This window comes from Bacillus sp. FJAT-22090 (genome assembly GCF_007676755.1).
Taxonomy (GTDB): domain Bacteria; phylum Bacillota; class Bacilli; order Bacillales_A; family Planococcaceae; genus Psychrobacillus.
The window spans coordinates 60,770-75,214 of record NZ_VEBK01000001.1 but is presented as its reverse complement, the minus strand read 5'-3'; the positions used below and the strand labels follow the sequence as shown (position 1 = coordinate 75,214).

The following is a 14,445-nucleotide window of genomic DNA, read 5'->3' as shown; positions in this document are numbered from 1 at the left end:
GAATAAATGACTTCCACATCTTTTTCGTCCATTCAATCGAACTCTCCTCAACTAATATCAACAAATTCACAAGTGTCGATGAAAGAAGGACAAGTAATACACGGTGTGATAAAAAAATTATATCCAAATCAAACGGCAGAAGTTCAAATTGGCAATCAAAAAGTCATCGCGAAACTTGAAACTCCTTTGAAAGCAGGAGATGCACACTTTTTTCAAGTAACAACTTCTACTCCAGAACTTCAATTGAAAGTAGTTACAGGTCCATTAACCGGAGGTAATACAATTGCGCAGCAAGCTGTGCAGTTATTACAAGCGATGAACCTCACAAAAACAAGTGAAATGCAGGCAATTGTGCAGTTTTTTTTAAAGGAACAAATACCGATTTCAAAAGAGTTGCTTTTACAAGCAGAGCAGCTGTTAAAACAACTTCCTTCAGGTGTATCGATAAAAGCTGCATTAGAAGCGATTCAAAAAATGACGGAGTTAAAGCTACCGTTAACTCAACAGTTTTTTGACTCCGTATTAAGCGGGAAATCCATAACTGGGCTACAGTCATCTATGGAAAGTTTAAAACAGGCATTGCAACAGGATACGGCTATTTCTCCAATTGTAAAAGATAATGTACTACAAAGCTTGCAAAAGGTTGCGGAGCCTTTTAGTTTACCCGTAGCAGGATCAGTTATTGGGCAACAGATAGAAATACTTCACGATCAACAAACTACTATTTCTACAAAGTTATCTAATTTGCAAACATTGAAGGAGTTATCTGTTTTACCAGAAAGAGCTACCTTAGGAAATCCAACACCCGTTACTAACACTAACCAGGCTTCTTTACCTAATTCAGCGGGAGAAGTGATGGCGCAATTGATTCAGGCATCTCCGACAGAAAAAGGAGCAATTGTGGAGCAGTTACGAAACTGGATAAATACCCAGCCACTATTAACACCTAACGCAAAGGAACAAGTATTAGCCTCACTTAATGAGAGTGAGCAGCTACAGAAAATAAATAATACACTTGTCAAAGTGTTTGCAGAACAAAGTCAACAGGCAATTTTTTTAACAGATACAAATGGTTTATCCTCCAAAGAACATTTAATGTCATTGTTAGGAAAAGGACAAACGTTGAAGAGTATTGAAGAGGTATTGCAACAAGTAAACAGTATTACTAAAAATAGTCCAAATCATCAGCTCGTTATACAAGCAGAGCAGGCTGTATTAAATCAGTTAGACGGCAAAGCATTCGAACATGCGATGAAGGAAGTGTTAAAATCTCTTGGGTTTGGGTATGAAGCAAAACTTGGCAGCAATAGCGAAGAAATAAGACAACTTGCTCAACAATTAAAACCTCAATTAGTCGAATTAATACATCATCCTACTATTTCTGCAACTGTGAGAGATAGTGCAGAAATGCTAGTAAGTCGAATGAACGGGTTACAAATTTTATCCGGAGAAAATGGACCACAGCATCAGCTTCTTATGCAAGTGCCATTAGAATTTTTAGGAAAGAAAATGGATGCCACTTTAGAGTGGAATGGCAGAATGAAAGAAAATGGGAAGATAGACTCTGATTTTGCAAGAATCATGTTTTATTTACAATTACATTCTTTAAAAGAAACAGTCGTAGATATGCAGGTGCAAAATAGGGTTGTAACAATTTCCTTGTACAATAATGACAAAAATCTTCAGCCGCTTGCGGATGTGTTTAAAGCGTCTTTAAAAGAGGGCCTTTTAGCTGTTGGATATAAGCTATCTGGTGTATTCGTGAAAACATTTGAAGAACAAAAACTTTCTTCTCCCAAAAAGTCAAAAGTATCTGTGAAGGAAGCGCAAGGAGTAGATATTAGAATATGAAGGATGAAAAAAAAGTCCGAAAAGAAGCAATTGCATTAACGTATAAACCGGGTATTATTGACGCTCCAACAGTGGTAGCAAAAGGAAAAGGTAAAATTGCCGAAAACATTTTAGCTAAGGCAAAAGAACATGAAGTGCCTATTCAAGAAGATGCAAGTTTAGTAGAACTTCTAGGACAGTTGGATATTAATCAGTCTATACCAGAAGAATTATATCAAGCAGTGGCAGAAGTTTTTGCTTTTATCTATAAGATTGATCAAAAAAAAGAGAAAAGTAATCTATAACTCTAATTCATTCGACTTAAAATCCGAATTTTCGTTTATTAATATTATTACTAGACTTTTGTGGACAATTTATGACGGTTTTTATACAATGAATAAGGTAGTAAATTACTTGACACAAGTTTGAATGGAGGATGCAAGATGAATATCCATGAATATCAAGGGAAACAACTCCTCAGACAATATGGCGTAGCAGTTTCAAACGGAATTGTTGCTTTTTCACCTGAAGAGGCTGTTAAAGCAGCAAAAGAGTTAGGCTCAAGCGTTATTGTTGTTAAAGCACAAATTCACGCAGGTGGTCGTGGTAAAGCTGGTGGAGTAAAAATCGCGAAAAATTTAGATGAGGTACGTGAATACGCGAAGGAACTTTTAGGTAAAGTGCTAGTAACACACCAAACAGGTCCTGAAGGTAAAGAAATTAAGCGTTTACTGATCGAAGAAGGTAGCGACATTAAAAAAGAGTATTATGTTGGTTTAGTATTAGACCGCGCAACTTCTCGCGTTACATTAATGGGCTCTGAAGAGGGCGGTATGGACATCGAGGAAGTGGCAGCAAATACTCCTGAGAAACTTTTCTATGAAGAAATCGATCCGGTTGTTGGCCTAACAGGCTTCCAAGCTCGTCGCATGGCTTTCAATATGAATATTCCTGCAAAACTTGTCAATAAAGCAGCGAAGTTTATGCTTGGTTTATATCAAGTATACAAAGAAAAAGATGCTTCAATCGTTGAGATTAACCCGTTAGTAGTTACTGCGGATGATAATGTATTAGCGCTTGATGCAAAATTTAACTTTGATGCAAATGCTTTATATCGTCACGCTGACATTCTTGAAATGCGCGATTTTGACGAAGAAGATGCAAAAGAAATCGAAGCTTCTAAATATGACCTAAGCTATATTTCATTAGATGGAAATATCGGTTGTATGGTTAATGGAGCAGGACTAGCAATGGCTACAATGGACACAATTAGCTATTATGGCGGCTCACCCGCAAACTTCCTGGACGTTGGGGGCGGTGCTACTGCTGAAAAAGTAACAGAAGCTTTCAAAATCATTCTTTCTGATCAAAACGTAAAAGGTATTTTCGTTAATATCTTTGGCGGTATCATGAAGTGTGACGTTATCGCAGAAGGTGTTATTATCGCTGCGAAGGAAGTTGGTCTAGAAGTACCATTAGTAGTTCGTTTAGAAGGTACCAATGTAGATTTAGGTGAAAAATTATTAAATGAATCCGGCTTAAATATTATCGCTGCTGACTCAATGGCAGACGGTGCTCAAAAAATCGTTAATCTTGTAGGATAAGAAAGGCAGGGACATAAAGTGGGCGTATATATTAATAAAGATACGAAAGTAATCGTTCAAGGAATTACGGGCTCAACTGCTCTTTTCCATACAAAACAAATGCTTGAATACGGTACTAAAATCGTTGCTGGGGTAACTCCTGGTAAAGGTGGTACTGAAGTAGAAGGCGTTCCAGTTTTCAATACAGTAGAAGATGCTGTAAAAGCTACTGGTGCTAACGTTTCAGTAATCTATGTACCAGCTCCATTTGCTGCTGATGCGATTATGGAAGCAGTTGATGCTGAACTAGATATGACAATCTGTATTACAGAGCATATCCCAGTACTCGACATGGTTAACGTAAAACGTTACATGGAAGGCAAGAAAACTCGCTTAGTAGGACCAAACTGCCCAGGTGTTATCACGGCAGATGAATGTAAAATTGGTATTATGCCAGGATACATTCATACAAAAGGTCACGTTGGTGTTGTATCTCGCTCTGGTACACTTACTTATGAGGCAGTACATCAGTTAACACAAGCTGGTATCGGTCAAACGACAGCTGTTGGTATTGGTGGAGACCCTGTAAATGGTACTAACTTTATCGATGCATTAACTGCATTCAATGAAGATGAAGAAACATATGCAGTTGTAATGATTGGTGAAATCGGTGGTACTGCTGAGGAAGAAGCAGCAGCATGGATTAAAGCTAATATGAAAAAGCCAGTGGTAGGATTTATTGGTGGACAAACTGCACCTGAAGGTAAACGTATGGGCCATGCTGGAGCAATTATCTCTGGTGGTCAAGGTACTGCCGAAGGAAAAATCCAAGCAATGAAGGATGCAGGAATGAAAGTTGCTGCCACTCCATCTGTGATTGGTGAAACTTTAATTGAAGCAATTAAAGAAGCAGGGCTTTACGACGCTTGTAAAACACATTAATATAAAGGTACGGCACATCATTTGGTGTTGCCGTATTTTTTTTATAGGAGGGAAGTAATGAAAGAAAAGCAATTCATCCACCGGTTTTTAGCTTTACACTATGTATTCCCTGTTCCTCTGAACAAATTGAAATCTCTACTTGAGTATGACCCCCAATTATCCCAACTCGAAAAGATTTCACCTTCTACACTTGCAAAGTTATGTCGAATTTCGCTAGAACGTGCTATAAATTTACAGCAAATGTATAAAAAATATTTAGAAATCCCACTTCTATGTATATATGAAAAGCATACAATTACCCCTATTCTTTATACTAATCCTAATTATCCGTCTAATCTATTGAACTTGTATGATCCACCGGCAGTGCTCTATACAAAAGGTGATATAAATTTACTTCAAAATGATAAAAAAATTGCAATTATCGGGTCCAGAAAAGCAACTGACTACTCCAAAAGATGTATCTCGAAAATCCTACCTCCACTAATTGAGCAAGGCATCGTCATCGTTAGTGGTTTAGCAAAAGGGGCAGATACGTTAGCACATGAAATAACGATGAAATATGGAGGAAAAACAATTGCTGTATTAGGTTCTGGCTTTTTTCATCTATATCCAAAACAAAATGTCGATCTAGCGGAAGAAATAGCGAAAAATCATCTTTTAATAACAGAGTATCCCCCATATATGACACCTAAAAAGTGGAACTTCCCCATGCGAAATCGAATTATTAGTGGGTTATCTAATGGAGTAGTTATTACAGAAGCAGAAGAAAAAAGTGGTACAGTTTCGACAATGGAGCATGCGCTTGAAAATGGAAAAGAAATATTCGCAATTCCTGGTTCTATTGATTCGCCCCTATCAGTAGGTCCTCATCTCCTTATATTAGAAGGCGCGAAGCCCGTTTGGAGTGGTCATCAAATACTAGAGGAATTAGTAAAATAAACTACAAATAAATAATTTAAAAATGAAAAGCCTTGCAATTATTTAAAAACTGTTATACATTTTGCAACAGGTATTTGTTTTAAAGAAAAAGCGAGTTACCTTCTATAAGGAGGCACATTTATGTCGGATTATTTAGTGATAGTAGAATCACCAGCAAAAGCGAAAACGATTGAGCGATACCTTGGTAAAAAATATAAAGTAAAAGCATCGGTTGGTCATGTACGCGATTTACCTAGAAGTCAAATGGGTGTCGATGTGGAAAATAACTACGAACCAAAATATATTACTATACGAGGAAAAGGTCCCGTATTGCAAGAATTAAAAAATGCAGCGAAAAAAGCAAAGAAAGTTTATCTCGCAGCTGACCCCGACAGAGAGGGAGAAGCCATTGCATGGCATTTGGCAAACTCATTGAATGTTGATATTGAATCTGATTGCCGAGTAGTATTCAATGAAATTACAAAAGACGCGATTTTGGACTCTTTTAAGCATCCTAGACCGATAAATATGGATTTAGTCGATGCACAGCAAGCAAGAAGAATTTTAGATCGTCTTGTCGGTTACAATATAAGTCCTATACTATGGAAGAAAGTAAAAAAAGGACTTTCGGCAGGTCGTGTCCAATCTGTAGCACTTCGATTAATTATCGATCGTGAAAACGAAATTAATAATTTTGTTCCGGAAGAGTATTGGTCCATCGAAGGACAATTTGAAAAAGATAAAAAAGCATTTGAAGCTATTTATTTCGGCACAGAAAAAGATAAAGTAAAATTATCTAATGAGGGTGAAGTAAAAGCGGTATTAAAAGTAATGAAAGGCAAGAAATTCGAAGTAACTAATGTAGTAAAGAAAGAACGGAAAAGAAATCCTGCACCTTCTTTTACTACTTCTTCGCTTCAACAGGAAGCTGCACGCAAGTTAAACTTCAGAGCTAGAAAAACAATGATGCTCGCTCAGCAATTATACGAAGGAATTGACCTTGGCAAAAAAGAAGGTACAGTCGGATTAATAACGTATATGCGAACAGATTCTACTCGAATTTCTGATACTGCAAAAGCAGATGCTCAGGAATTTATCAAACAAGAATACGGTTCAGAATTTATCACAACAAAAAAAGCAGAGAAACAATCAAAGAAAGCACAAGATGCGCATGAAGCTGTACGTCCTACAAGCGTTTTAAGAACACCGAATGAATTGAAGGCAATTTTATCTCGTGACTTATTTCGCTTATACAAGCTAATTTGGGAACGATTTATAGCTAGTCAAATGGCTCCTGCAATATTAGATACTGTCGCGGTGGACTTGAAAAATGGTGAAGCTGTTTTCCGTGCAAATGGCTCCCAAGTAAAATTTCCTGGCTTTATGAAAGTATATGTGGAAGGCTCAGACGACCAGACTGAGGACAAAGACAAATTATTGCCTGTTTTAGAAGTAGGAGACAAAGTAAATGCCTTATCCATTGATCCGAAGCAGCACTTTACACAGCCGCCTCCAAGATATTCAGAGGCAAGACTAGTAAAGACACTGGAAGAGCTGGGAATAGGTAGACCATCCACGTATGCGCCAACTTTAGATACAATCCAAAAAAGAGGATATGTCGCATTAGAAACTAAACGATTTGTACCTACGGAGCTTGGAACAATTGTTCATCAACTTGTTTTAGAGTTCTTCCCTGAAATATTAGATATAGAGTTTACTGCACAAATGGAAAAGGATTTAGATAGTGTAGAAGAGGGACAGGTAAAATGGGTGGAAGTAATAGATGGCTTCTATCAAGATTTTGAGAAACGTGTCAGTTATGCGGATGCTGAAATGGAAAAAATCGTAATTAAAGATGAGCCGACTGGAGAAGATTGTGAACAATGCGGTTCTCCAATGGTATATAAATTAGGACGTTACGGTAAATTTATGGCATGCAGTAATTTTCCAGATTGTAGAAATACAAAGGCAATTGTAAAGGAAATTGGTGTGCCATGTCCTTCTTGTGGTGAGGGTCAAATTGTTGAACGTAAAAGTAAAACAAAACGTTTATTTTATGGCTGTGACCAATATCCAACATGTGAATTTGTTTCGTGGGACAAGCCGATCAATCGACCATGCCCTAAATGTAATGCTATGCTAGTAGAGAAGAAATTGAAAAAAGGTATACAAATACAATGTGTTTCTTGTGATTACAAAGAAGATCCACAAAGTTAATAGAAAGAAGGATACAACATGACTGAAATTGTAAACGTTATTGGTGGAGGGCTTGCTGGAAGCGAAGCTGCATGGCAAATTGCGAAGCGAGGCGTAAAAGTAAGACTTTTTGAGATGCGTCCCGTAAAGCAAACGCCTGCACATCATACAGATAAATTTGCGGAGCTGGTTTGCTCCAACTCCCTAAGAGCAAATAATTTAACGAATGCTGTAGGTGTTATTAAAGAAGAAATGCGCATGCTCGACTCTCTTATTATTCAGAGTGCTGACAATAGCAGTGTTCCAGCTGGTGGGGCACTTGCAGTAGACAGACATGATTTTGCTGGAAGAGTAACAGATGCGATTCGCAATCATCCATTAATTGAAGTTGTCAATGGGGAAGTAACAGAAATCCCTGAAGGTATTACAGTCATTGCTACAGGACCTTTAACTTCTCCGGCACTTGCAGAAAAAGTGAAGGAAGTAACTGGACAAGAATACTTATATTTTTATGATGCTGCTGCACCAATTGTAGAAAAAGATAGCATTGATATGGACAAAGTATACTTAAAATCACGTTATGATAAAGGTGAGGCTGCTTATCTTAACTGTCCAATGACAGAAGACGAATTTAACCGTTTTTACGATGCATTGGTAGCCGCGGAAGTAGTACCTTTAAAAGAATTCGAGAAAGAAATATACTTTGAAGGCTGTATGCCAGTAGAGGTAATGGCAGAACGTGGCCGAAAAACATTATTATTTGGCCCAATGAAGCCAGTTGGACTAGAAGATCCTAAAACAGGGAAACGTCCATATGCGGTAGTACAGCTTAGACAAGATGATGCTGCTGGAACGTTATATAATATCGTAGGCTTCCAAACGCATTTAAAATGGGGTCCTCAAAAAGAAGTGTTAAAATTAATCCCAGGTCTTGAGAATGTCGAAATTGTTAGATATGGTGTTATGCATCGAAATACGTTCATCAATTCGCCATATGTTTTACAACCGACTTATCAATTAAAAGCGAATCAACAAATTTTCTTTGCTGGCCAAATGACAGGGGTAGAAGGTTATGTAGAATCAGCTGGAAGTGGACTTTTAGCAGGTATTAATGCAGCTAAATTAGCAAAAGGCGAGGAGCTGGTAGTATTTCCGAGCGAAACTGCATTAGGCAGCATGGCGCGATATATTACAGAGGCAGACCCGAAAAACTTTCAACCTATGAATATCAATTTTGGATTATTTCCAGAATTACAACCCAAAGTTAGAGATAAAAAAGCAAGAACAGAACAGTTAGCGAATAGAGCTTTGACGACGATTCAAAATTTTATGAAAAATACTGCGATATAATTGCTTTAGGCCTCTAAAAAGATGTATACTTTTAGAGGCTTTTACTATGGAAATGTATCGGAGTTGTTTTGCATGATTGAATTAGATAAATTGCATTCTTTTATAGCGTATATTCAATTAGAAAAAAATTACTCGAATTTAACCGTCCAAGAATATGAAAAAGATATAAAACAGTTTATCAATTTTCTAGAAGCAGAAGGAGTAAATAGTTTAGGTGATGTAGAGTATATCCATGCAAGATTGTATGTGACAAATTTATACGACGAACAATTAGCGAGAACTTCTATCTCTAGGAAGATATCCTCTATACGGTCCTTTTATAAATTTTTACATAAAGAATATAATATACGGGATGATGCTTTTCAATCGTTATATCATCCGAAAAAAGAAGAAAAACTACCTCATTTCTTTTACGAGGAAGAGATGGAAAAATTGTTTGAAGGGAATAAAGGAACTGATCCTTTATCTCTTCGTAATATGGCAATACTTGAACTATTGTATGCAACAGGAATTCGCGTTAGCGAACTTACTTCTATTGAATTACGTCATATAGATAGCAACTATGGGGTCGTTCGTGTTATGGGAAAAGGTAGGAAAGAGAGATATGTGCCAGTCGGTGATTATGCTCTTGCTGCAGTAGAAGACTATATGTTAAATAGTAGACCGAAACTGATGAAAAAAACATCCCATCCCTATTTATTTGTAAATAGTAGGGGCGAACATTTGACGACCGATGGAGTAAGGTATATTTTAAATGGAATGATGAAAAAAGCATCGATGCATTCGACAATTTATCCACATATGCTGCGACATACATTTGCCACTCATTTATTAAACAATGGAGCAGACTTAAGAAGTGTTCAAGAGTTATTAGGCCATGCTCATCTATCTTCTACTCAAGTATATACCCATGTAACGAAAGAGCATTTACGAAAAACGTATATGAATGCGCATCCTAGGGCTTAGTGCGCAATAGGATACGACATCGAATTTGATATATTGGAGGTAAAGGTAAAATGTCTAATATTCATGCAACAACGATTTTTGCAGTTAGTCATAATGGTTCCCATGCTATGGCAGGTGATGGGCAAGTTACTCTAGGAAATCAAGTAGTGATGAAACATACAGCCAAGAAAGTAAGAAGATTATTTAATGGTCAGGTTGTAGCTGGATTTGCAGGGTCTGTAGCCGATGCATTCACGTTGTTTGAGATGTTCGAAGGCAAACTATTAGAGTTTAATGGAAACCTTCAACGTGCTTCTGTTGAACTTGCGAAGCAATGGAGAGGGGATAAAATGCTGAGGCAACTAGAAGCAATGCTTTTAGTAATGGATAGTAAAAACTTATTGTTAGTATCGGGGACCGGTGAAGTAATTGAACCAGACGACGGAATACTTGCGATAGGTTCAGGTGGTAATTACGCACTTGCTGCCGGTAGAGCATTAAAACAGTACGCTGGAGACAAACTGACTGCAAAAGAAATTGCTGTTGCGTCTTTAACTACTGCTGCTGATATTTGTGTTTTTACGAATCATCAAATTATTGTGGAGGTTTTAGGTGAATGAGAGAAGCAAACTTAACCCCGAAACAAATTACAGAACATCTAAATAACTATATAGTAGGACAGGAAACTGCAAAAAAAGCAGTTGCGATTGCACTTCGAAATCGTTATAGAAGACAATTACTAGAAGAAGATATGAAAAATGAAGTAATTCCAAAAAATATTTTAATGATTGGGCCAACAGGTGTTGGGAAAACAGAAATTGCTAGAAGGATTGCAAAACTTACAAAAGCACCTTTCATCAAAGTTGAAGCTACTAAATTTACAGAAGTCGGATACGTCGGAAGAGACGTGGAGTCGATGGTTAGGGATTTAGTTGAAGCTGCAATTCGCATCGTAAAAGAAGAGAAAATGGAAGAAGTAAAAGATCAAGCCATTCGTTTAGCAAATGATGCAATCGTTAAATTATTAGTTCCTTCTTTAAAGAAAAAGAACTCCAATCAAAATCCATTTGAAGCTCTATTTGGTGGAGGAAAAACCGATGATGAAACTTCTGATACCGAAGATACAGACGTACGTTTAAAACGCTCGCAAATTGCCGAAGATTTAAGAGATGGCAAACTCGAAGATGAAATAGTAACAGTTGAGGTAACAGAAGCAACACCATCTTTATTTGACGCCTTGCAGGGCGGTGGCATGGAAAGCATGGGAATGAATATGCAAGATGCATTTTCTAGTTTAATGCCAAAGAAAAAGAAAAGAAGAAAAATGAAAGTCAAAGATGCACGTAAAGTTTTAGTGCATGAAGAAGCGGGTAAGTTAATAGATAATGATGAAATAGCACAAATCGCAATAGAAAAAACTGAACAAGCCGGTATTATATTTATCGATGAGATGGATAAAATTGCAAGTAAGAATGGAAGTAATTCTTCTGCCGATGTTTCAAGAGAAGGTGTTCAACGAGATATCTTACCGATTGTAGAAGGTTCTACCGTTACTACTAAATATGGTGCAGTTAAAACAGATTATATTTTATTTATTGCGGCGGGAGCTTTTCATATGTCAAAGCCATCAGATCTTATCCCAGAATTGCAAGGTCGTTTTCCGATTCGTGTAGAGCTGGAGAAGTTAACAAAAGAAGATTTCGTGAAAATTTTGAAAGAACCCCAACATTCGTTAGTTAAACAATACGTAGCACTACTACAAACTGAAGGGGTAACTATTACATTTACAGATGATGCGATTGAAAGAATCGGGGAAATCGCTTATGAAGTAAATCAAGAAACCGATAATATCGGAGCAAGAAGACTTCATACTATTTTGGAGAAGATTTTAGAGGAGCTTTCCTATGAAGCTTCCGACATTTCTCCCGCCCATATTCAAATTACTCCGGCATATATCGATCAAAAACTTGACAATATTGTGAAAAACAAAGATTTATCGCAATTTATACTGTAAAATAGAATATTGGCTGTTCCAAAAACAATTGAAAACCTTTAGAATATTAAAATAAATATGAACATTAATTGGAGGATACTAAAATGAATTTATTAGACAAAACAAGAAAGATTAACTCGATGCTACAAGCATCTGCTGGTAAACCAGTTAACTTTAAAGAAATGGCAGCAACATTAAGCAATGTAATTGAATGTAATGCGTTTATCGTTAGTAGAAAAGGTAAATTACTTGGTTTTGAAGTTCATCAACAAATTGAAAATGATCGTATGATTAAAATGATGGAAGAGCGCCAATTCCCAGAAGAATATACAAGAAACTTATTCTATGTAAACGAAACATCATCGAATTTAGATGTGTTTAGTCAACATTCTGTTTTTCCTGAGGAAAATCGTGAATTATTTAAAGATGGTTTAACAACCATTGTACCAATTATTGGTGGCGGTGAACGTTTAGGTACTTTAATCCTAGGACGCTTACAACAAGAATTCCATGATGATGATTTACTCTTAGGGGAATATGGCGCTACTGTAGTTGGGATGGAAATTCTACGTGAAAAATCAGAAGAAATTGAAGAAGAAGCACGTAGCAAAGCAGTTGTACAAATGGCGATCAATTCTTTATCATACAGCGAATTAGAAGCGATTGAACATATTTTTGAAGAACTAGATGGCAACGAAGGACTACTTGTTGCTTCTAAGATTGCTGACCGTGTAGGTATTACTCGTTCTGTTATCGTTAATGCATTACGTAAACTTGAAAGTGCTGGTGTAATTGAATCTAGATCATTAGGGATGAAAGGAACTTATATTAAAGTTCTAAACGATAAATTCCTTGCTGAGTTGGCGCAACTAAAAATGAAATAAGAAACTAAATTAATTTAGCCTCTTCCACTTGTGTGTGGAAGAGGCTTTTTGAATGCTATGAATTAAATAATAAGGGATAAAGCAAAAGTTGCTTACTAATATATTATTTCACGGCTGTCCAAGCGACCGCTATGATTTTCGATACTAGAGGACGTTTTCTGCCAGGTGAGCTGGATGAGTTATCTCTACTGCTTAAGCGTCGTTGGTGTGGCTCATTTGCCCGCGCATAATTACCTATAAACGAACTCAAACATAAACTAACATGCCACTTCTTTCTCCTTAATATCAAAAGATGGATAATCAACTGATGGGGTATTATTTCTCTATTAAAAATAGGAAATCTCATTAACATTTGTTTGAATATATGAAATATTAATTTTTTGTGAAATGTAATAGATTTCAGTTGATTTATATTGGTCATGTATGTAAAAATTAACAATTGAGTAGATTCGACATAAAATAAGTCGATTATTAGCGAATAAAAGTATAAAGGACCTATTAATTCATAAAAAATAGAATAGACACTTTGTTACATTTTCATTACAATGAGATTATTATGATTTTCATAGATAATTATTAAAAGAAATGGCGAAAAAGGTAGAATGAGGTGAAAAAGTTGAGTATTTTTGGCGGAACAATATCAAATTTGGAAAAAGGTTTGGATTTTTCGGCGGCGAAACAAAAGACAATTGCGCAAAATATAGCAAATGTTGACACTCCGAATTATAAAGCAAGAAGTGTTAGTTTTAACGAATTTCTATCAGCTGCAAAGAAAAGTACTGTCTCTGCTTATAGAACGGAAGAAAAACATATTGATTTTAAAATGAGTACTAGCAACTCAGGAGTATTCGACTATTCAAATTTTCGGTACAGCAGTAATGGAAATGGTGTCGATATGGATAAAGAACAAGCGAATCTTGCGACGAACCAGCTATATTATAATGCTTTAGTCGACCGGGTAAGTGGAAAGTTAAATACATTACAAACTGTTATTAAAGGAGGAGGCTAATTATGTCGATTTTTCACGGGATGAACACAACCGCGTCCGCATTGACAGCACAACGTCTTCGTATGGACGTAATCTCCTCTAATATGGCGAATGTTGACACTACTCGCTCTAAACTTGTCGACGGAGAGTGGCAAGCATATAGAAGAAAGACAGTTACATTACAGCCATTAGAAGGGAAGTTTTCAAATTTCTTAAATGTCGCAATGGGAACTGCGAAAAAAGACAGCTTAGGACATGGTGTAAAAGTATCAAAAATAAACGAAGATACAGAAACACCATTTAAAATGGTATATGACCCAACGCATATTGATGCAAATGAAGAAGGGTATGTAGAAATGCCCAATGTAGATCCCCTAAAAGAAATGGTTGACTTAATATCAGCGACCCGTTCTTATGAAGCGAATGTCACGGTTTTCAATGCGAATAAAGCAATGCTTTCGAAAGCACTTGAAATCGGAAAATAAGAAGAAAGAAGGGCTGACTAAATATGGCGATTGAATCTATTTCACTATTTAATCCTTCCCAAATAAATCCTGCATCTACCACTTCAAAATTGAGTTCCGCAGAAGCACAAGGAAAATTTGGCGATTTTTTGAAAAGCGCAATTGAATCTGTAAATGCAAATCAACAAGCATCCGATGTTGCTACAGAGAAATTAATTCGTGGTGAAGATATAGAATTGCATGATGTGATGATAGCTTCACAAAAAGCAAGTATTACACTGAATGCAACATTGGAAATCAGAAACAAAGTAGTCGAAGCGTATCAAGAAATCATGCGTATGCCAGTCTAAAC

At 36.7% G+C, this 14,445-nt stretch carries 14 protein-coding genes; all 14 read left to right on the top strand.

All coding sequences use genetic code 11. The features are described 5' to 3' along the window. Positions 1 to 6 precede the first annotated feature (6 nt). The 14 genes from FS486_RS00370 (at position 7) to fliE (ending at position 14,443) form a co-directional block, all read left to right on the top strand. Positions 7 to 1,851: a hypothetical protein gene (locus tag FS486_RS00370; protein ID WP_144509273.1), complete on the top strand. Its 1,845-nt coding sequence runs from the start codon at positions 7 to 9 to the stop codon at positions 1,849 to 1,851. Next, the gene (locus tag FS486_RS00365; RefSeq protein WP_144509272.1) at positions 1,848 to 2,135 is read left to right on the top strand and encodes an EscU/YscU/HrcU family type III secretion system export apparatus switch protein; all 288 of its coding nucleotides are present in this window, start codon (positions 1,848 to 1,850) and stop codon (positions 2,133 to 2,135) included. The genes FS486_RS00370 and FS486_RS00365 overlap by 4 nt, the downstream gene beginning before the upstream one ends. 138 nt (positions 2,136 to 2,273) lie before the next feature. Next, positions 2,274 to 3,434 carry an ADP-forming succinate--CoA ligase subunit beta gene (gene sucC / locus FS486_RS00360; RefSeq protein WP_144509271.1) on the top strand — a complete coding sequence of 387 codons (1,161 nt, stop codon included), beginning with the start codon at positions 2,274 to 2,276 and terminating at the stop codon, positions 3,432 to 3,434. An 18-nt stretch (positions 3,435 to 3,452) separates the two neighbouring features. After that, positions 3,453 to 4,355, top strand: a complete 903-nt coding sequence (sucD, locus tag FS486_RS00355; RefSeq protein WP_142641439.1) for a succinate--CoA ligase subunit alpha — start codon at positions 3,453 to 3,455, stop codon at positions 4,353 to 4,355. 57 nt (positions 4,356 to 4,412) lie between these two features. Next, positions 4,413 to 5,294, top strand: a complete 882-nt coding sequence (gene dprA, locus FS486_RS00350) for a DNA-processing protein DprA (protein WP_144509270.1) — start codon at positions 4,413 to 4,415, stop codon at positions 5,292 to 5,294. A gap of 120 nt (positions 5,295 to 5,414) precedes the next feature. Beyond that, entirely contained in the window at positions 5,415 to 7,490 is a 2,076-nt protein-coding gene (gene topA / locus FS486_RS00345) for a type I DNA topoisomerase (protein ID WP_144509269.1), read from the top strand. 18 nt (positions 7,491 to 7,508) lie between these two features. Continuing rightward, positions 7,509 to 8,819 carry an FADH(2)-oxidizing methylenetetrahydrofolate--tRNA-(uracil(54)-C(5))-methyltransferase TrmFO gene (gene trmFO, locus FS486_RS00340; protein WP_144509268.1) on the top strand — a complete coding sequence of 437 codons (1,311 nt, stop codon included), beginning with the start codon at positions 7,509 to 7,511 and terminating at the stop codon, positions 8,817 to 8,819. Between the two features lie 72 nt (positions 8,820 to 8,891). Then, positions 8,892 to 9,785, top strand: a complete 894-nt coding sequence (gene xerC, locus FS486_RS00335) for a tyrosine recombinase XerC (protein WP_144509267.1) — start codon at positions 8,892 to 8,894, stop codon at positions 9,783 to 9,785. A gap of 50 nt (positions 9,786 to 9,835) precedes the next feature. Continuing rightward, the gene (hslV, locus tag FS486_RS00330) at positions 9,836 to 10,384 is read left to right on the top strand and encodes an ATP-dependent protease subunit HslV (protein ID WP_144509266.1); all 549 of its coding nucleotides are present in this window, start codon (positions 9,836 to 9,838) and stop codon (positions 10,382 to 10,384) included. After that, positions 10,381 to 11,778: an ATP-dependent protease ATPase subunit HslU gene (hslU, locus tag FS486_RS00325; RefSeq protein ID WP_144509265.1), complete on the top strand. Its 1,398-nt coding sequence runs from the start codon at positions 10,381 to 10,383 to the stop codon at positions 11,776 to 11,778. The genes hslV and hslU overlap by 4 nt, the downstream gene beginning before the upstream one ends. A gap of 83 nt (positions 11,779 to 11,861) precedes the next feature. Then, the gene (gene codY / locus FS486_RS00320; RefSeq protein ID WP_144509264.1) at positions 11,862 to 12,641 is read left to right on the top strand and encodes a GTP-sensing pleiotropic transcriptional regulator CodY; all 780 of its coding nucleotides are present in this window, start codon (positions 11,862 to 11,864) and stop codon (positions 12,639 to 12,641) included. A gap of 616 nt (positions 12,642 to 13,257) precedes the next feature. Next, positions 13,258 to 13,650 carry a flagellar basal body rod protein FlgB gene (gene flgB / locus FS486_RS00315; RefSeq protein WP_144509263.1) on the top strand — a complete coding sequence of 131 codons (393 nt, stop codon included), beginning with the start codon at positions 13,258 to 13,260 and terminating at the stop codon, positions 13,648 to 13,650. 2 nt (positions 13,651 to 13,652) lie between these two features. Then, positions 13,653 to 14,114: a flagellar basal body rod protein FlgC gene (gene flgC, locus FS486_RS00310; protein ID WP_144509262.1), complete on the top strand. Its 462-nt coding sequence runs from the start codon at positions 13,653 to 13,655 to the stop codon at positions 14,112 to 14,114. Between the two features lie 23 nt (positions 14,115 to 14,137). After that, positions 14,138 to 14,443 carry a flagellar hook-basal body complex protein FliE gene (fliE, locus tag FS486_RS00305; RefSeq protein WP_144509261.1) on the top strand — a complete coding sequence of 102 codons (306 nt, stop codon included), beginning with the start codon at positions 14,138 to 14,140 and terminating at the stop codon, positions 14,441 to 14,443. The last annotated feature ends 2 nt before the right edge of the window (positions 14,444 to 14,445 follow it).

Coding starts and splice junctions, on each gene's coding strand:
- topA (WP_144509269.1), top strand. CDS start 5,415: ATGTCGGATTATTTAGTGATAGTAGAATCACCAGCAAAAGCGAAAACG.
- hslU (WP_144509265.1), top strand. CDS start 10,381: ATGAGAGAAGCAAACTTAACCCCGAAACAAATTACAGAACATCTAAAT.
- FS486_RS00370 (WP_144509273.1), top strand. CDS start 7: ATGACTTCCACATCTTTTTCGTCCATTCAATCGAACTCTCCTCAACTA.
- fliE (WP_144509261.1), top strand. CDS start 14,138: ATGGCGATTGAATCTATTTCACTATTTAATCCTTCCCAAATAAATCCT.
- flgC (WP_144509262.1), top strand. CDS start 13,653: ATGTCGATTTTTCACGGGATGAACACAACCGCGTCCGCATTGACAGCA.
- sucC (WP_144509271.1), top strand. CDS start 2,274: ATGAATATCCATGAATATCAAGGGAAACAACTCCTCAGACAATATGGC.
- codY (WP_144509264.1), top strand. CDS start 11,862: ATGAATTTATTAGACAAAACAAGAAAGATTAACTCGATGCTACAAGCA.
- FS486_RS00365 (WP_144509272.1), top strand. CDS start 1,848: ATGAAGGATGAAAAAAAAGTCCGAAAAGAAGCAATTGCATTAACGTAT.
- dprA (WP_144509270.1), top strand. CDS start 4,413: ATGAAAGAAAAGCAATTCATCCACCGGTTTTTAGCTTTACACTATGTA.
- hslV (WP_144509266.1), top strand. CDS start 9,836: ATGTCTAATATTCATGCAACAACGATTTTTGCAGTTAGTCATAATGGT.
- trmFO (WP_144509268.1), top strand. CDS start 7,509: ATGACTGAAATTGTAAACGTTATTGGTGGAGGGCTTGCTGGAAGCGAA.
- xerC (WP_144509267.1), top strand. CDS start 8,892: ATGATTGAATTAGATAAATTGCATTCTTTTATAGCGTATATTCAATTA.